The organism is Alkanindiges hydrocarboniclasticus (assembly GCF_001982605.1).
Classification (GTDB): Bacteria; Pseudomonadota; Gammaproteobacteria; order Pseudomonadales; family Moraxellaceae; genus Alkanindiges; species Alkanindiges hydrocarboniclasticus.
In genome coordinates, this window is the sequence record NZ_MLCN01000010.1 from 1 (window position 1) to 20851 (window position 20851).

19 protein-coding genes are annotated in these 20851 nt (G+C 46.0%); 8 read left to right on the top strand and 11 right to left on the bottom strand.

Annotation, left to right across the window (positions count from 1 at the left end; translation table 11 throughout):
- Positions 1-118 precede the first annotated feature (118 nt).
- The gene (locus BKE30_RS04735) at positions 119-1261 is read right to left on the bottom strand and encodes an acyl-CoA dehydrogenase family protein (RefSeq protein WP_076877486.1); all 1143 of its coding nucleotides are present in this window, start codon (positions 1259-1261) and stop codon (positions 119-121) included.
- A 194-nt stretch (positions 1262-1455) separates the two neighbouring features.
- Between BKE30_RS04735 and BKE30_RS04740 the strand changes: the two genes are divergently transcribed.
- From BKE30_RS04740 to BKE30_RS04750, 3 genes are all read left to right on the top strand, one after another.
- Complete coding sequence (locus BKE30_RS04740; protein WP_076877487.1) at positions 1456-2466, top strand: glycosyl transferase family protein; 1011 nt, start codon at positions 1456-1458, stop codon at positions 2464-2466.
- 162 nt (positions 2467-2628) lie between these two features.
- The gene (locus tag BKE30_RS04745; RefSeq protein ID WP_076877488.1) at positions 2629-3342 is read left to right on the top strand and encodes a type 1 glutamine amidotransferase domain-containing protein; all 714 of its coding nucleotides are present in this window, start codon (positions 2629-2631) and stop codon (positions 3340-3342) included.
- 150 nt (positions 3343-3492) lie between these two features.
- Entirely contained in the window at positions 3493-4011 is a 519-nt protein-coding gene (locus BKE30_RS04750; RefSeq protein WP_076877489.1) for a hypothetical protein, read from the top strand.
- Positions 4012-4088: 77 nt separating this feature from the next.
- On the opposite strand, the gene sohB is transcribed toward BKE30_RS04750, so the two are convergent.
- From sohB to BKE30_RS04795, 9 genes are all read right to left on the bottom strand, one after another.
- On the bottom strand, positions 4089-5054 hold the full coding sequence (sohB, locus tag BKE30_RS04755) for a protease SohB (protein WP_076877490.1): 966 nt from the start codon (positions 5052-5054) through the stop codon (positions 4089-4091).
- Positions 5055-5169: 115 nt separating this feature from the next.
- Entirely contained in the window at positions 5170-5616 is a 447-nt protein-coding gene (locus tag BKE30_RS04760; protein ID WP_076877491.1) for a hypothetical protein, read from the bottom strand.
- Between the two features lie 131 nt (positions 5617-5747).
- The gene (locus tag BKE30_RS04765; RefSeq protein ID WP_076877492.1) at positions 5748-6032 is read right to left on the bottom strand and encodes a YeaC family protein; all 285 of its coding nucleotides are present in this window, start codon (positions 6030-6032) and stop codon (positions 5748-5750) included.
- Between the two features lie 50 nt (positions 6033-6082).
- On the bottom strand, positions 6083-7012 hold the full coding sequence (locus tag BKE30_RS04770; RefSeq protein ID WP_076877493.1) for an NAD(+) kinase: 930 nt from the start codon (positions 7010-7012) through the stop codon (positions 6083-6085).
- A 195-nt stretch (positions 7013-7207) separates the two neighbouring features.
- Positions 7208-9376 carry a malate synthase G gene (locus BKE30_RS04775; RefSeq protein ID WP_076877494.1) on the bottom strand — a complete coding sequence of 723 codons (2169 nt, stop codon included), beginning with the start codon at positions 9374-9376 and terminating at the stop codon, positions 7208-7210.
- 231 nt (positions 9377-9607) lie between these two features.
- A complete protein-coding gene (gene prpC / locus BKE30_RS04780; RefSeq protein ID WP_076877495.1) occupies positions 9608-10735 on the bottom strand; it encodes a bifunctional 2-methylcitrate synthase/citrate synthase in 1128 nt (375 codons plus the stop codon).
- A gap of 2 nt (positions 10736-10737) precedes the next feature.
- The gene (prpB, locus tag BKE30_RS04785) at positions 10738-11622 is read right to left on the bottom strand and encodes a methylisocitrate lyase (RefSeq protein ID WP_076877496.1); all 885 of its coding nucleotides are present in this window, start codon (positions 11620-11622) and stop codon (positions 10738-10740) included.
- A 127-nt stretch (positions 11623-11749) separates the two neighbouring features.
- Complete coding sequence (locus tag BKE30_RS04790) at positions 11750-13294, bottom strand: DHA2 family efflux MFS transporter permease subunit (RefSeq protein WP_076877497.1); 1545 nt, start codon at positions 13292-13294, stop codon at positions 11750-11752.
- A gap of 148 nt (positions 13295-13442) precedes the next feature.
- Positions 13443-14468 carry an HlyD family secretion protein gene (locus tag BKE30_RS04795; protein ID WP_076877504.1) on the bottom strand — a complete coding sequence of 342 codons (1026 nt, stop codon included), beginning with the start codon at positions 14466-14468 and terminating at the stop codon, positions 13443-13445.
- A gap of 251 nt (positions 14469-14719) precedes the next feature.
- On the opposite strand from BKE30_RS04795, the gene BKE30_RS04800 reads away from it, so the two are divergent.
- From BKE30_RS04800 to BKE30_RS04815, 4 genes are all read left to right on the top strand, one after another.
- Positions 14720-15373 (top strand): TetR/AcrR family transcriptional regulator, encoded by a 654-nt coding sequence (locus tag BKE30_RS04800; protein WP_076877498.1) that lies wholly within the window; start codon positions 14720-14722, stop codon positions 15371-15373.
- Positions 15370-16653, top strand: coding sequence for a TolC family protein (locus BKE30_RS04805; RefSeq protein ID WP_076877499.1), 1284 nt, complete (start codon positions 15370-15372; stop codon positions 16651-16653). Before BKE30_RS04800 ends, BKE30_RS04805 begins: the two co-directional genes overlap by 4 nt.
- Positions 16654-16884: 231 nt before the next feature.
- Positions 16885-17802 carry an ornithine carbamoyltransferase gene (gene argF / locus BKE30_RS04810; RefSeq protein WP_076877500.1) on the top strand — a complete coding sequence of 306 codons (918 nt, stop codon included), beginning with the start codon at positions 16885-16887 and terminating at the stop codon, positions 17800-17802.
- A 331-nt stretch (positions 17803-18133) separates the two neighbouring features.
- Entirely contained in the window at positions 18134-18637 is a 504-nt protein-coding gene (locus BKE30_RS04815) for a hypothetical protein (protein WP_076877501.1), read from the top strand.
- Positions 18638-18723: 86 nt separating this feature from the next.
- Here BKE30_RS04815 and BKE30_RS04820 read toward each other — a convergent pair whose 3' ends face one another.
- Positions 18724-19416, bottom strand: a complete 693-nt coding sequence (locus BKE30_RS04820) for an MgtC/SapB family protein (protein ID WP_076877502.1) — start codon at positions 19414-19416, stop codon at positions 18724-18726.
- Positions 19417-19895: 479 nt separating this feature from the next.
- Here BKE30_RS04820 and BKE30_RS04825 point away from each other — a divergent pair, with 479 nt between their 5' ends.
- Positions 19896-20627 (top strand): tyrosine-type recombinase/integrase, encoded by a 732-nt coding sequence (locus tag BKE30_RS04825; RefSeq protein ID WP_143253653.1) that lies wholly within the window; start codon positions 19896-19898, stop codon positions 20625-20627.
- Positions 20628-20851 lie beyond the last annotated feature (224 nt).

A 20851-nucleotide genomic window follows, 5' to 3' on the forward strand; every position in this document is an offset into this window, starting at 1 on the left:
ATTTAAAAATACTTATAACTAAAAAACCTCAAATTAGATTTTATGAATTACTTATATTTATTGGATAAAAACAAAAAGCGTTAAACCAGACCTCTGATCCAGTTTAACGCCATACTAATTAGCGACCCAGAATCTCACGGGCAACGATTTCTTTCATGATTTCGTTGGTGCCACCATAAATGCGCTGAATACGGGCATCTACATAGAAACGTGAAATTGGATATTCAGTCATATAGCCATAGCCACCAAATAATTGCAGCAGGTTGTCGGCAACCTTGCATTGCATGTCAGTGGTGTAAGCTTTAGCCGCTGCTGCGGTTGGTACATCCAGCTCACCAGCCATATATTTTTCAATACACTGGTTCACAAATGCCTGAGTCGCCTGCGCTTCGATCTTGGCTTGTGCCAGTACAAAGCGGGTATTCTGGAATTTGGCAATCGGCTGACCAAATGCCTGACGCTCATTCACGTACTGTATGGTGACGTCAATTGCACCCAGAATGGCACCCAGCGCAGTCACGGCAATGCCCAGACGCTCGCGTGGCAGCTCTTGCATCATGTAGGCAAAGCCTTGGCCAGCATTACCTAGTAACTGATTGGCAGGTACTTTTACATTGTCATAGAACAGCTCTGAGGTATCCTGAGAATGCAGGCCAATCTTGTCGAGGTTAGTACCTTTCTTGAAGCCTTCCAGATGCGTATCTACCAGTAATAGCGATACGCCCTTGGCACGCGCAGCCGGATCAGTTTTGGCAGCAATAATCACCAGATCAGCATGTTGACCATTGGAAATAAAGGTTTTGGAACCATTGAGCACATAATGGTCGCCTTGCAAAATGGCACTACTGCGTAGTGATTGCAGGTCAGAACCAGCACCCGGCTCAGTCATACCAATTGCACCAACCACTTCACCGGATACCATTTTTGGAATCCACTGCTGTTTTTGCTCTTCGTTGGCAATGTGCAAAATGTAGGGCGCAGCAATTTCCGAGTGTACGGATATAGCAGTGGACAGCGAACCGTAACCCGCACGCGCTGCTTCTTCAACCAGCATTAGTGAATAATTGGTCGGTACGCCATAGCCGCCGTATTCTTCCGGCATGTCAACACACAAAAAGCCATTTTCACCCAACTGATTCCATACGGAACGCGGCATGATGCCTTCTTTTTCCCACTGCTCATAATGAGGCTTGATGTTTTCAGCCAGAAAGCGGCGAAAATTGTCGCGAAACAATTCTAAATCAGCATCATGTGCCAACATAAAAAATTCCTTTCAAAATTGATCTAAAAACAACGGCAGTAATTATGCCATTATACGGGACAGTTTTTGCAGTATTAATACTGATTAATACCAAAACAATTGAACACTTTGGTGCAATCCAGCGAAGCCGTTATGGCGCGTATTTTGCTATTCTCCTGTTCAATCCTAAACCAGCTTATTAAAGATACCAAATCATGACTACTTCCCGTCCGCGTCCACAGGCCAATATTTACAAGGATAACGAACATCCATTTGCCCAGTATGTCCGTATTCTGGGTAAGGGCAAACGTGGTAGTCGCTCGCTGACTTATGAAGAAGCCCTAGACGCTTTTGGCATGATTCTGGATGATGAAGTGGAAGATGTCCAGTTGGGCGCTTTCCTAATGCTGCTGCGGGTGAAAGAAGAATCAGTTGATGAACTGGCTGGTTTTGTACAGGCTAGTAAAGACCGTATCCAGCTTCCGGCATTGCAGGTGGATCTGGACTGGTCCAGCTATGCTGGCAAGCGCAAGCATTATCCATGGTTTTTGCTGGCAGCCTTAACCCTGGCCAAACATGGTTACCGTATTTTTATGCACGGTGCGGCAGGTCACACCATTAACCGCCTGTATACCGAGGATGTACTGCCTAAACTGGGCCATGAGATTTGTCACAATAGCCAGCAGGTTGAACAGGCGCTATTACAGCATAATTTTGCTTATATGCCACTGGCTGCATTTTCAGCAAAACTGGGTGATATTATTGAAATGCGCAACCTGATGGGCCTGCGCTCGCCAGTGCATACACTGGCTCGCCTCATTAACCCACTCAACGCCCCTGTAACGCTACAAGCCATTTTCCATCCGGCTTATCGGGCATCACACCAGCAGGCAGCCATGCGGCTGGGTTATCAGAACACGGCTGTGATTAAAGGCGAAGGCGGCGAATTTGAGCGCAACCCGGATGCTCGCACCCTAGTGGTCGGCATTCAAAATGGCACTGGTTATGAGCTGGAGTGGCCAATGCTTAATCCTGCCCGCTCTGATGCTGAAGAAGCCTTTGACCTTAATCACTTTATTGCCGTCTGGCAAGGCAACGCAGAACATGCCTATGGATATCAGGCAATTACTGGTACGTTGGCACTGGCGTTGTATAGCCTGCAAAAAGCCGATTCAATTGAAAGTGCGCTTGATCTGGCGCAGCAACTATGGCAACAACGCCATTAGCAAGACCTTGGTAATCTCTGCATAAACATTTGATTGCACTGTAGCATTTGGTATTCAAGCACAGTGCTTTGTTTAAAGTGCTGTTAAAATTAGTTAACTATCAGCGTATTAGATTTTAAAGCATCTACACTACGGGCATATTTTATTTAAGAGACCGCCCGTATGAGTACCATTAAAAAAGTTTTAATAGTAGTGACCAATAGCGCAGAATTTGAAAAAGTGGGCTACCGTACCGGATTGTGGCTTAGTGAGCTTACGCATTTTTGGGATGTGCTGGAAAAAGCCGGGTTAACCATGGATATTGCCAGCCCGGCAGGAGGTTATGTGCCAATTGATCCAGAAAGCTTGCTGATGCCAGAACTCATTCAAATGACAGGTTTAAAAGACGCAGTGAACAAGCGCTATGAAGACCGGGCCTTTATGGATCAGCTTAAAAACACCCAATGTGTGGCTGAGGTTGATGCCAGCCAATATGAGGCCATTTATCTGACCGGCGGCCATGGTGTGATGTTTGACTTTGCAAATAATGAAGCCTTAGCGGGGCTGATTGCCGAGTTTTATGAAAATAATAAAATCGTTGCTGCTGTTTGCCATGGCCCTTGTGGTTTACTCAATGTGAAACTATCCAGCGGTGACTACTTAATTAAAGATAAAAAACTGACTGGATTCTCCTGGAAGGAAGAACAATTGGCCAAACGGGATCATGCCGTGCCATTTAGTCTGCAAGATGAATTGGCCCAGCGCGGGGCCCACTATGAAAAAGCGCTGATTCCCTTTACGGAAAAAGTTGTGGAAGACGGATTACTGATTACCGGGCAAAACCCAAAGAGTGCGCATGCAGTGGGCCAAGCTGTACTTAGCCGGTTAAATAGCTAATTTACGGCCTTAATGTCTCTATTGATCACGTAACTCCACTATATTTGAAAATATGGTTCCAGCAAATATTTAGAGCAATTACTCTAAATATTTGTTAAGCTATTTCATCATTGCATAATAATTGTACTTCAAATTAAAAAGGCTATGACCATGACCAGTTCCAGAACCTACTCTAAAAAAGCCCGGCAAAAAGATTTAAACAAGCTACTTACTTCTGAAATTCTGGGCGAACAATTATTTAAAGTTGCAGCACGGCTAAGTGCTGATGCAAGCCAGCGTAGAAAATGGCAATTACTGGCTGCACTGGAAAGCCAGACCAAAGACTATTTTTTGCAATATTTAAAGCAAAGCCAGCAACATGCCAAAGCCGATGTGATCGCCAAGCTTCAGGCTTCTGCTTCGGGAGCTGCCCTTGCCCTGTTACCCTGGAAAATGGCAATGCAACTGCTTGAAGATGGCACCAGACAATTCTTGCAGGCCTTTAAACGCCTTCAACAGCATAGCAGTCCTGAAGATTTAGCATTTTTTACTTATGTGGTTGAACACGAACTTGCTATACAGCGTTTTGCCCAACTAGAACAACAGGGCCATACAGAACAATCCTTACAGCCTGTGCTGGCTCTCATGGATTCCGGTATGCCCTTAAAGTCTGGTTTTAATCAGCAATAAAAAAACGCCTGATTCAATCAGACGTCTTTTAAAAACCAACTGTTTTAAACATTAGAAAATATAGAAACCCAACCTAATTAGCTTAGGCGACTATCTTTTAGCATAACCACCTTGCTGCTCAGTTTCATCAGGCTTTCACGCAGAACATTGGTTAATACAGGTGCAAGCTCACTACTTAACTGCGCAGCCTGCAAACCCAGCTTTTCACCCAAAGTAGGCTTCTTGCGCGAATGCAGGACATACACATCATGCTTGGGTAGCAAGGCTAACAAATAGGCATCTGAGGTTTCCAGCTTGTCTACCAGATTTAGCTTTAAGGCATCTTCACCATACCAGTGCTCGCCAGTAGCTACCTGTGATACATTCAGCTTGGGACGGTATTTTTCAACAAAATGCTTAAACAGCGCATGGGTTTGCTGTAATTCAGCTTCAAACTTGGCGCGGTCTTCATCGGTATTTTCACCAAATACAGTCACTGTCCGCTTGTATTCACCAGCAGTATAGACATCAAAATCAATATTATGCTGCTTTAACAACTTATGGAAGTTTGGCAGTTGTGCCACCACCCCAATAGAACCCACCACAGCAAACGGTGCAGCAATAATCTCGTGTGCAAGACATGCCATCATGTAGCCACCACTGGCGGCCACTTTGTCTACACAAATAGTCAGGTTAAAACCAGCATCACGCAGGCGTGCCAGTTGTGCTGCTGCCAAACCATAGCCATGCACCAGCCCACCTGGACTTTCAAGACGTAAGATTACCCGGTCACGGCCCGCCTTGGCAGTTGATAAAATAATGGTAATTTCTTCACGCAAATGTTCAACGCTACTGGCTTGAATATCACCTTTAAAGTCCAGTACGAAAATACGCTGATTGTCTTTTTTACGCTGTTTCTGGTCACGCTCAATACGCTTTTTCAGCTCACGCTGCTCGCCCCAGCCCATCAGGGATTCTGCCAGTTTGAGCTGCTGATCTTCCAGCTTGCCATTTAAGTGGGTAATCTGCATTTCCGATGGCAATTTGGGAATATGAAATAGCATAAATGTTCTCTGAATTTTTAGAAAAATAACTTTAATAACATAGGGGTCGTTACCACTTATTTCAACTCAGTTTCAGCAGGCTTTTTGCAGCTTTAGCACCAACTTGCCCGTATTTTTAAGAAAACATATCCATTAAATGACAACTGGTATCAGGCTGAACCTCTTCAATACTTTTTACTACCAGATAGTTCTCGCCCTCTTTTTCCTGATAAGCACCAATTACTGTAGCCTGAATCTTATGGTCTGCACTGGTATTACTACGGTCAGCGAGCTTAAGCTGTTTTTCATACGTTTGTATAAATTGCTGCACTGTATGATCTTCATTATCCAGCAACCAATACTGGTTTTGCCCAAGGTCACAACGGTTTAGCTGTAATTGCAAAGCAGGCCTGTTGCCAGATTTATTAGCCCCTGATTGGGTATGCGCGACAAGTTGTAGTGTACCGGTAAAAAAGTCATACGCCAGATCATCTGTATTCTGCACAGAATTTTCTTGGGCACACAGGCTGCTACTGACCAGCAAACCTGCCCATAGCCAACCAAGATATTGAATTTTTATCATTTGTATTAAAACTGCCGTGCAGCGTTCCTGTTTTTCCAAGAATAGTGATTGAAATTTTTAAATATTGCACCGCTGGCTAATCACTAGCCTAACCAAATTGCATTTAGTACGGCGCAATGTTACTGCCCAAACTACACCAGACGCAATGGCCGTTCTTCGTCGGGATTATCATTGGATGAGTCATGACTATGGGAATCACAGCTTTCATCTTTTTTCTTGTTACCCCGGTCAATATAGCCAGTACGCTGTTCTTCCGGTAAATGTTTGTGTTCCCACGCCACCACAGCCTGCATGCAGGTTTCACGCTGTTCGGGCGTTACCAGCTGGCCATTGGGCCATTTGCCGGTTTCAATTGCCGTCTTAAAACGCTCTACAATTTCCGGCGTTAGTGCTGCTATTATCTGATCAATATTCATACTTCATTTCTCTTTACAACTTGTCTTTTACAAAGTGGTTTGAATAAAGACTATTCCTCTTTGAATTTATCAAAATCCTGATTCCAGCCCAGCTTGGTTCGGCAGGCCGCATAAAAATCATAGCCAGGCGGATGCAGCAGGCTTAGTTTGAATGGATGCTTGCGAATATGCAACCAGTCGCCAATTTGCAGTGAAATACTGGTTTGGCCATCAGCACTAACCATGGGTAAGACACGGTTATCACGGATATAAATCTTGATTTCACTTTCACCGCCAACCACAATTGGCCGGCTGGACAAAGTGTGCGGATGCATGGGTACAATCACCACTGCATCCATGGTGGGATACATAATCGGGCCACCAGCAGACAATGCATATGCGGTAGAACCAGTCGGCGTTGAAATAATCAGGCCATCGCTGTGCTGTCGATACACATAATGCCCATCAATGCTCAGCTCAAAATCAATCATGTGTACCGATTTACCGGCATGCAGCACAATATCATTGAGCGCAATAGCCTCGTACTTCACCTGATTGCCAGAACGCACTTCCAGTTGAAGCAAAAAGCGGCGGTCAATCTGGTATTGTCCCATCAGTACCTGATCAAGCTTGTAGAGCACTTCATTGGGCGAAATATCCGTGAGAAAGCCCAGTCGCCCCCGGTTAATGCCAATGACGGGGGTCTTATAACGAACCAGATCACGTGCAGCATGCAGGAGTGAACCATCGCCACCCACCACAATCACCAGATCACAAGCCTCTCCCAGTAAGGAACGCGATACGACCTGAACCGCATCCATCGACACCAGCGTGGCAGTTTCCTCATCAAAAATAGGATGCAAGCCCTTGGAAATCAAATGCTCGTACAGTAGACACAGGGTATCTACAACTGCTGCTTTTCCAATACGCCCAACCAGACCAATATTACGAAAACTGCTACGAAAGTCGCCACGAAAACTGCTGGATTGTTTATCCTTCACCCGCCAATACTCCGCCAAGCCTGCAAATTTATCATAACATTAAAATAAAACCTGTCCCGAAAACCAGAGTGGTTTTTACAGGTTTTTGGCATTTGCTGTTTATACATTGTACAAACCTGAAAAATTTAGCGTTTTGATAAAGACCTAATAAAAAAAACCGCCCTGAGTGAGAGCGGTCTTTTTAATGATTAAAACTTACTGGGCAGCTTTTAACTTTAAGCGTGCAGCATGCAGCAATGGCTCAGTATAACCACTTGGCTGTATAGTTCCCTTGAAAATCAGGTCACTGGCCGCTTGGAAAGCTACGCTAGCAGCGAAGTTTGGTGCCATTGGCTTGTAAAATGGATCGTTGGCATTTTGCTGGTCAACAATTACCGCCATACGCTCCAGTACTTCCTGCACCTGCTCTTTGCTCACAATATTGTGACGCAACCAGTTGGCAACGTGCTGGCTGGAAATACGCAGAGTTGCACGGTCTTCCATTAAGCCTACGTTATTGATATCCGGTACTTTAGAGCAGCCAACACCCAAGTCTACCCAGCGAACCACATAGCCCAAAATGCCCTGGCAGTTGTTTTCCAGCTCGTTAGTCAACTCATCCTGAGACCAGCTGGTATCACTGGCCAATGGTGGAGTCAGCAAATCTTCCAGTGATGCCGCTGGCTGGGACTTTAATTCATCCTGACGCGCCTTCACGTTCACTTCATGGTAATGCAGTGCATGCAGTGCAGCACCAGTTGGCGATGGAACCCATGCACAGGAAGCACCGGCATTTGGATGCGCGGTTTTGGTTGCCAGCATGTCTTTCATCATGTCTGGTTTTGGCCACATGCCTTTGCCAATCTGAGCCTTGCCTTGCAGACCACAAGCCAGACCAATGGCAACGTTGCGGTTTTCGTAAGCAGCCAGCCATTTCTGGGTTTTCACTTCTTCTTTACGTACGATTGGGCCAGCTTCCATGGAAGTATGGATTTCATCACCGGTACGATCCATAAAGCCAGTGTTAATAAAGATAGTACGGTCACTGGCAGCGCGGATACATTCTTTCAGGTTAACAGAAGTACGGCGCTCTTCATCCATAATCCCGATTTTTAGGGATTTAGGCGGCAGGCCAACTGCTTGTTCAGCACGCTCAAACAGCTCAACGGCAAACTTCACTTCTTCTGGGCCATGCATTTTTGGCTTAACAATATACATGGAACCTGTGCGTGAATTACGTAAGGTGTTAGTCCCTTTAATGTCCTGGATAGTCAGCAAGGAGGTTACCAGTGCATCCATAATGCCTTCAAAAATTTCTTCCTGAGCATCGCCAACCAAAATGGCTGGATTGGTCATTAAATGGCCAACGTTACGCAGTAGCATTAAAGAACGGCCATGCAGTTTCAGCTCGCCACCGTTTAGATCGTTGAAGGTCAAATCAGAATTCATTTGGCGGGTAACCGTTTTGCCACCTTTCTGGAAAGACTCTTGCAGGTCACCTTTGATCAGGCCCAGCCAGTTGCGATAGCCTTCAACTTTTTCTTCGGCATCAACAGCAGCAACTGAATCTTCCAAATCCTGAATAGTTGTGACTGCAGCTTCAACCAGCAGGTCTTTTACACCAGCGGCGTCAGTCTGGCCAACCGGGCTATTGGTATCAATCTGGATAACTACATGCAGGCCATTGTTTTTCAGCAATACTTCATTGGGTTGAGCAGCATCGCCGTTATAACCCACCAGTTGTACTGTGTTTTTTAGGCCAGTAGTGCTGCCGTCTTTTAGGCTAACAATCAGCTTAGTTGCATCAATGGCATATTTGGTGGCATCAGCATGGGAGCCATTTTCCAGTGCAAAGGTTTTGTCTAGAAAGTTTTTGGCAAATACAATTACCTGATTACCACGAACCGGATTATAGCCTTTGCCTTTTTCAGCGCCATCTTCTTCAGAAATAACATCAGTGCCATACAAGGCATCGTACAGTGAACCCCAGCGTGCATTGGCCGCATTCAAGGCATAACGCGCATTGCGTACTGGTACAACCAGTTGCGCACCAGCCAATGTTGCAATTTCTTCATCAACGTTTTCGGTGCTAATTTGAAAGTCTTCGCCTTCAGGCACGATGTAGCCGATTTCACGTAAAAACGCCTGATATGCGTTTTTATCAAAACTCGGATTATTGCGGTGCCACTCATCAATCTGGGCTTGCAGCGCTTCACGCTTGGCCAGTAATTCTTTATTTTTTGGCGTTAGATCAGTGACGACCTGCTCAAAGTTTTTCCAGTAGGTTGCACTATCGACACCTGTACCAGCCAAGGCTTCGTTTTCAATAAAATCGTACAATTCTTTGGCAATGCTTAATTTGCCTTGTTGAATACGTGCAGTCATTGTCTATCCTAATGCGCTACTAAAATTAAGAAAGGCGACATTATACTGTTTTATCAGCCACTTTGCATGAATCTCTGGTCTTAAAGTGTTGCATTGTTTTAGGCAGGACGAAGCAGGATTTTTTATACTAATAATTTTTATATAATTTATACTAGGATATTAAATTAGCTATTTATCTTTCGCTATAAAAAAACAGGCCATTAAGACCTGCTTTTTACCCGCTACAGCAAATTAACGCTGAGTAATAGGTGTTACGCTACGCAGTTCAGGGCCAGTATATTCAGCACTTGGGCGAATAATACGGTTGTCCGCACGCTGTTCCATCACGTGAGCAGCCCAGCCAGTCAAACGGCTCATCACAAAAATTGGTGTGAACAGCTTGGTTGGAATACCCATGAAGTGATAAGCCGACGCATGGAAAAAGTCTGCATTACAAAACAGTTTTTTCTCGCGCCACATCACTTCTTCACAGCGTACAGACACGGGATACAGCACGGTATCGCCGACATCAGCCGCCAGTTTTTCTGACCATTGCTTGATAATGCCGTTACGTGGATCGTTGTCCTTGTAAATGGCATGACCAAAGCCCATGATCTTGTCTTTGCGCGCCAGCATAGCCATCATTTCGCTTTCAGCATGATCCGGATCAGTGAATTTTTCAATCATGTCCATCGCAGCTTCGTTGGCACCACCATGCAGCGGGCCGCGCAGGGAGCCAATCGCGCCAGTCACGCAGGAATGCATGTCAGACAAGGTTGATGCACAAACACGTGCCGTAAATGTAGAGGCATTAAACTCATGCTCTGCATACAAAATCAGCGAAACGTTCATCACCTTGGCATGCAGCTCGTTGGGCTTTTCACCTTTTAGCAAATGCAGGAAGTGCGCGCCAATTGAGTCATCATCGGTGTTTTCATCAATACGCACGCCATCATGGCTAAAGCGATACCAGTAGGTAATGATGGACGGGAACGTAGCCAGCAAACGGTCAGTTACTTGTTGCTGCTCGGCAAACGATTGTTCGGTTTCAAGGTTACCCAGCATGGAACAGCCAGTACGCATGACATCCATTGGATGAGAATCGGCAGGAATGCGCTCCAGTACATCTTTTAAGGCTTGAGGCAAGCTGCGCAGGCCTTTTAGCTTGGCTTTATAAGCGGCCAGTTGTTCTGCATTTGGCAATTCACCAAAGAAAATCAGATAGGCAACTTCTTCAAACTCGCAATGTTCCGCAAGGTCTTTGACGTCATAACCACGGTAGGTTAAACCTGCGCCAGACTTGCCAACGGTAGATAATGCAGTTTTACCTGCAACCTGACCACGCAAACCCGCGCCAGACAATACTTTACCTTCTGCCATTATTATTTCTCCGACTTAAAGAGTTGATCCAGTTTATTTTCAAACGAATGATAGTTCAGGAATTCATAGAGTTCGCTGCGCTTTTGCATGCTGTCCAGTACATTGACCTGCGTGCCTTCCTTGCGAATGGCCTGCATCACTTCCAGCGCGGCTTTTTGCATGGCACGGGTGGCAGACAGCGGATACAGCACCATGCCAATACCCTGCTCACCCAGTTCATCTACGGTGTAATACGGAGTTGTACCAAACTCGGTAATGTTGGCCAGAACCGGAACACCAACCGCATCAACGACTTTACGGTACATGGTAATGTCGGTCATGGCTTCAGCAAAAATGGCATCAGCACCGGCTTCCACACAGGCACAGGCACGGTCAATAACGCCTTGCAGGCCTTCTTGTTGCAGCGCATCGGTACGTGCCATCAGCACAAAATCAGGATCAGTTTTGGCATCGGCCGCAGCTTTAATACGGTCTACCATTTCGGCTTGCGTAACAATTTCCTTGTTAGGACGATGACCACAGCGTTTTTGTGCAACCTGATCTTCAATATGTACTGCTGCTGCGCCAGCACGAATCATTTCCTTGATGGTACGGGAAATATTAAATGCCCCGCCCCAGCCGGTATCGATATCTACCAGCAATGGCGTATCAACCTGACTGGTAATGCGGCGTACATCGGTCAGTACGTCATCCAGACTGGTCATGCCAAGGTCAGGCAAACCGTAAGAATAATTGGCAACACCGGCACCTGACAGGTAAATGGCCTTGTAGCCCACCTGCGTTGCCATCATGGCGGCATAGGCATTGACCGTACCGAGGATTTGTAATGGTTTTTCTACAGCTAACGCATCGCGGAAACGACGGCCTGCGGAATTTGACTGACTCATAAAGATATCCATTAGCGTTGCAACGTGATAATGGTTGCCGAGTATATAAAGCTTTAACCAAGCTTGCACCGTTAAATTGAATAAAAACTCTAATTTAACGCTGCAAATATGGCGTTTTATGTCAATTCTAATGAACTGGCATATTATCCACGGGTGAATTACTAGGCTTCCTGACCAAAAAGACAATAAAGGCAGTGGCAAACATCAGTGCAGCCAGCATTTTTAAAATGTCATTAAACGTTAAGGTAAGGGCTTGCAGATGCATTTGCCGGCTTAGCATGGACATGGCCAACTGCTCAGCCTGATCACCTGCAATGGCCTGATACTTGGCAGTGGTCTGCGCCAGATAATCCACCACTTCTGGCCGTGATGGAATTAAGTAACTGCTTAACCCCGTTACATGCACTGCCATGCGCTGGTCTATCAGGGTGTTAATAATAGCCAAGCCAATAGCCCCACCAATATTCCGGGTCAGGTTGTAGACACCGCTGGCACTTTTGATTTGATGCATGGACAAAGTCGACATTGCCAGTTGCGACATAATAATCAGGCCCATCATCATGCCAATGCCGCGCAGTACCTGTGGCCAGAAAAATTCGTCAAAATCACTCTGGGTGGTTAGATTGGCATTTAAGACAACACCCAGTGCAGCCACCGACAGCCCAAGAAAGATAACTTTTCGCGCATCAAACCTTGACATGACTGAGCCAACAAACGGGGCAAACAAAAACATGGTCACGCCCATCACCAGCATGATATGGCCAATCTGGCTGCTATTCATGCCACGCACCTGTCCCAGAAATACTGGCACAATGTACACCATGCCATATAGCGCCATGCCCAGCACAAAGGTCATCATTGAACTTAAGCTAAAGTTGCGGTTCTTAAACACTGAAAGGTCAACAATCGGCTGCTGAACCGTGAGGCAACGATAGAAAAATATGATGGCGGAAAGCACACAGGCAATGGCCGTATATAAAATGATATGGTCGGAAAACCAATCGTTGCGCGGCCCTTCATCCAGCACAAATTCAAGACCGCCCAGAAAAATAGCCATGCTGGCCAGCCCCAGCCAGTCGATCTTTGAAAATAATGACGGATTGGGTTTATCCAGATCCTGCGCTGAGTAAACAAATGCGGCAATCAACAAGCCCGGCATGATGTTAATAAAAAACATCCAGTGCCATGAAAAGTGTGTGGTCAGCCAGCCACCCAAGGTTGGGCCAATGGCTGGGCCAAGTGTACTCACCATTCCAACCACTACCATGGGCAAGGCCTGCTTTTCCCGTGGGAATAACACAAACAGCGCAGCCATGGTAGTTGGAATCATGCCGCCGCCCAGAAAACCCTGAAATGCACGAAATACCAGCATCGATTCCAGATTCCATGCAAAACCGCACATCAGGGAAGCCAGCGAAAAACCCAGCGCCGAAATGGTAAAATAAATCCGTGTGGATAACAGATTAGACAATAGCGCCGATAAGGGAATGGCAATAACTTCAGCAATCAGGTAAATGGTTTGTACCCATGCGACTTCACTCTGGCTTGCGCCAAGGCCTGCCTGAATTTCGTTAATGGAACTTGCAACAATCTGAATGTCCAGAATTGCCATAAAATTGCCAAAAACCATGGCACCAAACATGGCCCATGCCGCAGCAGGACTGATTTTCATAGTTAATTCCAGTGCTGAAGACCATTTTTAATACAACAGCAACTTTAAATACAATCACAATTGCCTGAATTTACAGTCATTCCGGCAACAGTGATTATTTTCTTAAAAACAAAAGTATTGACAATGTAATGACATAAAGATTCTAAAGTTAGGTGCGCAGATCAACCTTGACTGTGGCAGACAATCCCGGACGCAATACCGGATCACCAGCTTTGCGATCCAGTAGAATCTTAACTGGCACACGCTGTACTACCTTATTAAAGTTACCAGTGGCATTTTCAGGTGGCATTAGCGAAAACTCAGCACCCGATGCTGGCGAGAAACTGTCAATATGACCTGTAAATTCGTGCTCAGGATAGGCATCCAGTTCTACTGTAACCTTCTGTCCTATATGCATTTCAGTAATCTGGGTTTCTTTAAAGTTGGCTTCCACAAAGGTTTTTTCCAGTGGAACAATCGCCAGCAGGCGGGTTTGCGGATTTACCCGGCTACCCAGACGCACGGCCAGATCACCAATGGTGCCGGAAACTGGCGCTACAACCTGTGCAGATGAGGCATCTACACCGATTAAATTCACATTGGCCTTGGCGCTGTTAACATCTGCTACCAGTTGTTCACGGCTGGCCTGCACGCCACCGAGTTGTGCCTGTGCAGCCACCACGCCAGCCTGCGCGCGCTTAACCTGTGCCAAGGCGCTTAAATATTGTGACTGTACAGTTTCCATGCGCTGGCGTGTGGTCACCCCTTCACGCAGCAGTTGCTGGTAACGGTCATAGTCTTTTTTCAGGCGGTTCATTTCCGCGTTGGCGGCTTCAAGTCCAGCCTGCGCTTCAGCAATCATGGCTTGTTGTCCGGCAATATTCTGGCGCTGTACATCAAGAGCCGCGGCTTTCAATGCGGTAATGGCATTAGCCTGCTCATAACGCGCCTGTGTATCACGGTCATCCAGTTTCATTAAAACCTGACCGGCCTTAACTTCCTGATTACTTTTAACATTAAGCTGAATAATTTCCCCTGAAACCCGTGGACTAACCCAGGTCACATCAGCTTTCAGATAAGCATTGTCAGTTGACTCATAAAAACGGTAAACCAGAAAATAATAAATCAGCCCAAGCACGGCAAGGACTAAAAAAATTGCTAAAATAATCTTGGGTAAGCGCTTTCTTTTGTTCATTGCAGCAGCATCTTGATTCCGGGAATCATCGTCAGCGGATACTGCCTCATCGGTCGTACTGCTTTGTGCATTATTGACGGCTTTAGGCGATTGAACATTTGGGGCATTAGCCGACATTTTATGCTCCTTGCGCAGCATCAAGGTGAATGATATTGTACTGTACCGAACAGTACATTTTTCTGACAAGAGCAGTTTGCACTTTTTTTGCGTGGAATCAACTAGGGCGGTAACTTTTCGATGAGTTTTTTTCTATGACCAATGTGCCGGACACCTCGCAAGCCAGTTGTACTTCGGCGCTAACCCGTCGTGGTATTGAGCGCCGGGCGTCATTATTACAGGCTGCCAATACGCTTTTTCTGGAAAAAGGTTTTAATGCCGTTAGCCTTGATGACATTGTGCAGTTTTGTGGCGGCTCAAAAGCAGCGATTTATCAATATTTTGGTAATAAAAAGGGTTTGTTTGCAGCCCTGTTTGAATATCGCTGTGAAAAATTCTTTAAGTCAAACCCGCCGCCACAATGGCAACCCGGCCAGTCATTGCATGAAATCATGCTGCTGACAGCCAAATCAGTCTATACCGCATTTACTGACCCCGATAATATTGCCTTCACGCGACTAGTGGTTGAAGAGTCGCAACGAGATCCTGAACTGGCACAACTGGCTTATGATTCCGGCCCGAAGCGTGGCCTGCTGATTGTGGCCAATTTACTGGAACGCGCCCACACTCAGGGTGAAATTGACTGCCCGCATCCTTATGAATCAGCCACGCTGTTTTTTGGCATGCTGCGGCATGCGCAGTGGCGCTTGCTGGTTGGTCTTTCCCCGCTGGAAGACCATCTGGATGCTGATCATTACCTAAAATATCTGGTTGACCGTTTTTTAGCAGGACATCGCCTTTCATCATGAAGTTTTCTTATTTTCATGCACCTGCCTTTGCGCACGGTGCCGCGTTTTTATTATGCGCCTTTGTTGCAAGTCCGGTAGCAGCACACGCCCAGACCCTACAGGAAAGTATTGCGCTGGCCAGAGATTATCAATCAGAACGTCGGCTCGCTGGTTTACAAGTTGAAGATCAGGCTGCCCAGCTGGCACAAATCCGCGCCCAGTATGGATTCAAGCTGAGTGCCAATGCTGAAATTGGTGCAGGTTACATTAGCACTGAAAAAAATGCCCTGTTCCCAGAAGAAGGTAAGCGTTTTCCTCAAACAGTGGGTGTGCAGTTTAACTACCCTTTATATACAGCAGGTCGTCAGCAGTTGGCCATTCAGGCCGCCCAGACCGGCATTGAGGCAGCACAGGCCAATGTTAGCTATATAGATACGCAAGCCGCACTGGCAGCCATTAACCTGCATGCTGCCATTACCCGCGATCTGGCGCTGATACAACTGGAACAGGACAATCAGCGTTCGCTTGATCAGGCCGCCCGTGACGCTGGTTTACGCCTTAAGGCTGGTGAAGTCACCAAAACCGATCTGGCTCAAGCCAATGCACGTCAGGCTCAGGGTGTAGCCAGTCAGAGCCGTGCCGAAGCCAGCCTGCAAATTGACCAGTCCCGCTATGTAGAGCTTACCGGGCAAAGTCCGCAAAATCTTGAACCTTTAAATCAGGTGCCAACAGTACCTGCTCTGACTGAAGCATTAGCTTTAGGTGAAAGCACACCCTTGATTGAAAATGCACGGCTGCAATTAAAAGCCGCGCAACAGCAACTGGAACTTAGCCACCGGGAAAGCTATCCGAGCATTCAACTGGCGGGCCGTGCCAATACACAGGATGACAGTGATTTTTCGACCAGTCGGCTTGGTGCCTATGGGGTGAGTTTGCAGGCTAGCCTACCCATTCTGGATGGTGGCATCCGCAAGGCAGAAGTATTGCGCTCACAGTCCCGGGTTGCCATGGCACAGGAGCAGCTGGATAGTAGCCGTCGCCAGCTTCAGCAACGCCTTACTGAAAACTATGCCATGTTGCAAACCAGCCAGAACCAGTATCCCGCATTGATCAAGGCACGTGATGCAGCCCAGCTGGCCCTGCAAACTATTCGCCGTGAACTGGAACTGGGTACTCGTACTACGTATGATCTGCTCACAGCCGAGCAAGCCTTACTGGATGCCAATACCCAGATTATTTTAAATCAGGAAGATCAAGCCTTAAACGCTTACCAAATCTTGGCTCAATTAAATCGCCTGTAAGACAGCAAATGTAATGACATATTCATTACATTTGAATGGCACATTGAAAATGAAATACCGCTAAACATCCAAGCCCTGTTCTGTGCATACACGGATTACGAATAGCAAAGTGGGATAGCCTTTGCAGGCTTGCCCCGCAATCGCTTATACTCGGGGTAGTCTTATATATTAAACGGATGACATTGGCTGTGAGCACCAGATTGTGGTGCTCATTGTTTTTGCGGAGACACTATGGCCCTGCGGCATTTTTTAACCTTAACCGATCTTAGCGCTACAGAACTTAAAGCAATTATTGATCGTGCCATTGAACTCAAAGCCATGCAGCACAAGGGCGAAATTTATCAGCCTTTTGTGGGTAAAGTGCTGGGCATGATCTTTGAAAAATCCAGTACCCGCACCCGGGTATCTTTTGAAGCAGGCATGATCCAGTTTGGTGGTGGAGCCATATTCTTATCACCGCGGGATACCCAGCTTGGCCGTGGTGAACCTATTGAAGATTCTGCCCGTGTGATCTCCAGCATGCTGGATGTCATCATGATCCGGACATTTGCCCACACCACTGTAGAACGCTTTGCGCAATACTCCAGAGTTCCGGTCATTAATGGCTTAACCGACACTCATCACCCTTGCCAGCTATTGGCCGACCTGCAAACTTTTAAGGAACATCGCGGTGAGATTGCCGGCAAAACCGTGTCATGGATTGGTGATGGTAACAATATGTGCAACTCCTATGTACATGCAGCCCACATGCTGGACTTTAAATTACGCATTGCGACCCCTTATGGCTTCGAGCCGGAGCCTGAGTTACTGGAAGAATACGCCCACTGTGTCGAGCTGGTTAAAAGCGCCGAGGAAGCAGCAGAAGGCTCTCATCTGCTGACGACCGATGTCTGGGCCAGCATGGGTCAGGAAAACGAACAAAATACCCGCAAGCGCCGCTTTGCACCTTTTCAGATCTCCCCGCCACTGATGGATCTGGCTAGTCCTGATGCCTTGTTCATGCATTGCCTGCCTGCGCACCGTGGCGAGGAAATTTCCGAAGACATGCTGGATGACCCGCGTGCTGTCGTGTGGGATGAAGCAGAAAACCGCCTGCATGCACAAAAGGCCCTTATTGAGTTTTTATTATTTGAACAACAGAAAAATTAACCGGCGCTTCAGTCTGCATTGAGGCATTAAGCCAAATAATATAGGGAACTTTAGTTCCCTATATTATTTTGGTCTTTAACCTTTGTTTAATAACCTGATTTGCTTGAATTGGCTAAAATTAACTGCTTTTTAATAATTTTAAGCCCCTTTATTTTTTGCATTAATCGTTCATTTTTATACCTGAACTGCTTATTTTGCGCTTAAAACAGTCGGTTTTGATGTGACCTTTACACGTTTTGCAGTTGCCCTACACAGCGTGACAGTTATTTACTCAAGTGCTTTTTAGCCATGTTAAAACACTAGAGTAGATAATTTTAGTGAGGAACTTATCATGGCTCGTGGCGATAAATCAGCATATACCGACAAACAAAAGCGTCAGGCTGAACACATTGAAGACAGTGAAAAGAAACAGGGACGCTCAACAGATGATGCCGAACGCATTGCTTGGGCTACCGTAAACAAACAGGATGGTGGCGGCAAGAAAAAGGCAGCCAGCAAATCTGATGCGAAAAGTAAATCCGATTCCAAAGGCAAGTCTGATAGCTCTACCAAGTCAACCAAAGCCAAATCCGAAAAAACCAAAACTGAAAAATCCAAGTCCGATCAACCGAAGTCAGCCAAAAGTCAATCAGCTAAAAGCAAGTCTGACACCACCGCTGACAGTAAAAAATCTACCCGCAAGAAATCTGATAGCAAAAGCGCTGATAGCAAGAAGTCAGCCAGTTCAAAATCCAGCACTAAAAAAACTGACGACAAAAAAGCCTCCAGCAAAAAGGACAGTGCCAAAAAATCGTCAGAGAAGAAGTCATCAGACAAAAAGAGCAAAGCATCCTAACCTGCTCTACCACCCAATAAAAAAACCTGCCCAGTGAATGATTCAGCGGGCAGTTTTTTTGTACTGATATCTAAGGCAACTCTACATTAATCACCTGTTGGTGAAATGCCAAAACCTTCTACTTCTTTCATACTAAGCAAAGTCTGGCTTAACTGGTTCAGCCCTTTAATATTTAGAGTACTTACTGTCATCTGGTAGCGAAAGGAATTGTCCTGATCCGCATGGTAGCTCATGGCATTAACGCTAAAGCCATGGTTTTTTAACAAGGCTCGCAGTTCATCTTCCTGCATAACCTGATCACGGGCAAACCGTATCCAGTGATGGGCATAGGCTTGTGATGGCATCATGGATTCAATACGGCGAAATACCGACAAAATTCCCACGGTCAGGATAGTTGCCACTACGGCAGGAAAGAAAAATCCAATACCCAGTAAAATTCCGATGGCTGCGGTAATCCAGATAGAGGCGGCTGTGGTTAAGCCACGTACACTCAGCCCTTCCTTAAAAATAACCCCGGCCCCTAGAAAACCAATACCTGTCATAATGCCCTGTGCAGTACGGGTTGGATCAATACGGATCATGTCATGGGTAGCACCCGGCATCCACTGGCTTTGATACAGTGTTACCAGCATTAATAAACTTGATGTCAGGCACACCAGCGTATGGGTACGAAAACCGGCTGGTCGTCCATGAAAACTGCGTTCAAGACCAATCGCAGCCCCTGCTACCAATGCACTAATCAGGTGCAGCAGGATATTAATATAGTCACTTTCATTCATTTGATTGATTTACCTCCTGTCATCCTGTTGTAGCATAAACCAGAATGATTAGAATTTTTGTCTAAATACTGCATATGTCATTGAATAATTTGTATGAGTTTCCCAGCAGCATTTTTTGATTTAAAACTTTAATATTATTTTTAAAGACAGCCCTTTTAATTATTTTCAATAGGTAAATTTTTATATAGACAGAAACGTGAAGTCAGATAGTAGCGTCTTGCGTTTTTAATGGCTCTAGATTAGCGGAGCTGATTTGTTAGTCTGGAAACATGATACTGGATAGTAATTAAATCATTATCAGCTTAAAAGAATAATTCAGTGCTGAAGCAGCTTTTGACCTGTTCCGTGACCATTATTTCCAAAAGAAATTTTCTGATACGACACGCAAGGCCCACCAGCAGCGCCTGAATAATTATAAAGAGGCCTGGCGCGATATTCACCGGATTAATGAGGTCAAGCACACTGACGTGACGGCCTTTTTGAACTCTAAGCCAGCGCATGCGTACCAAAAGCACCAGGCACTGTTAAAAGAAGCCTGGCAGTACTTCGTACATCAAGGCTGGTGCACGGAAAATCTGGCCGAAAAAACCATGGCGGCAGTACTCCCGGATAAAGTACGCCAGCCTATCCGGTTTGAAGAGTTAATGGCCATCCGTGAGATTAGCCCGGATTACCTGCAACGGGCCATTGATCTTGCACTGCACTCCCTGCAACGCCGTGAGGATCTAACCAAGCTCAAGCGTGATGATATAGACCTGCAAAACAATACTTTCACGGTAAAACAGGGTAAAACGGCAAACTATAAAAAGCCTATTTTCATTCAGGTGGATATGCATCCTGAATTACGCCAAGCCGTTCTATTCTGCATGGAATCACGGTTTACTTTTATTTGCCCTTACCTGTTACATGCCATGCCGAAAAAATTAACTCAACAAATCCGTGAAAGTAAAAGCCATCACATGGCCATGACCCCGCAATGGCTCACTAACGAGTTTGCCAAGTACCGCGACAAGTCCGGCATATTTGACCATCTGACCCCTGAAGAGAAACCGACACTACACGAAATACGTGCGCTGGGTGAATATCGGGTCATGCAAAGGTATGGCAAGGACTACGCAAAAGCACTGGCCGGGCATGCGACAGAAGCCATGTTTGAGCATTATGTTGGACGGCATAAACCGGATGAACCGGTTAAAATTTCTTATCGTTAAGCCCTTACAAGCCCCTTCCAAGGGGCTTTTTATTGGCCGAAGTGACAAAAAAATAGAGTTGGTTTGCCGGAATCTGGCCGTAAATTCAGGTGGAGTTTGCCGACAATTTACCGACAATTTGCCGACAAAAAAAACCACCTAGAAATTTAATCTCTAAGTGGTTGTTTTCTATAACATATTTGGTAGACGTAAGCAGACTCGAACTGCTGACCCCCACCATGTCA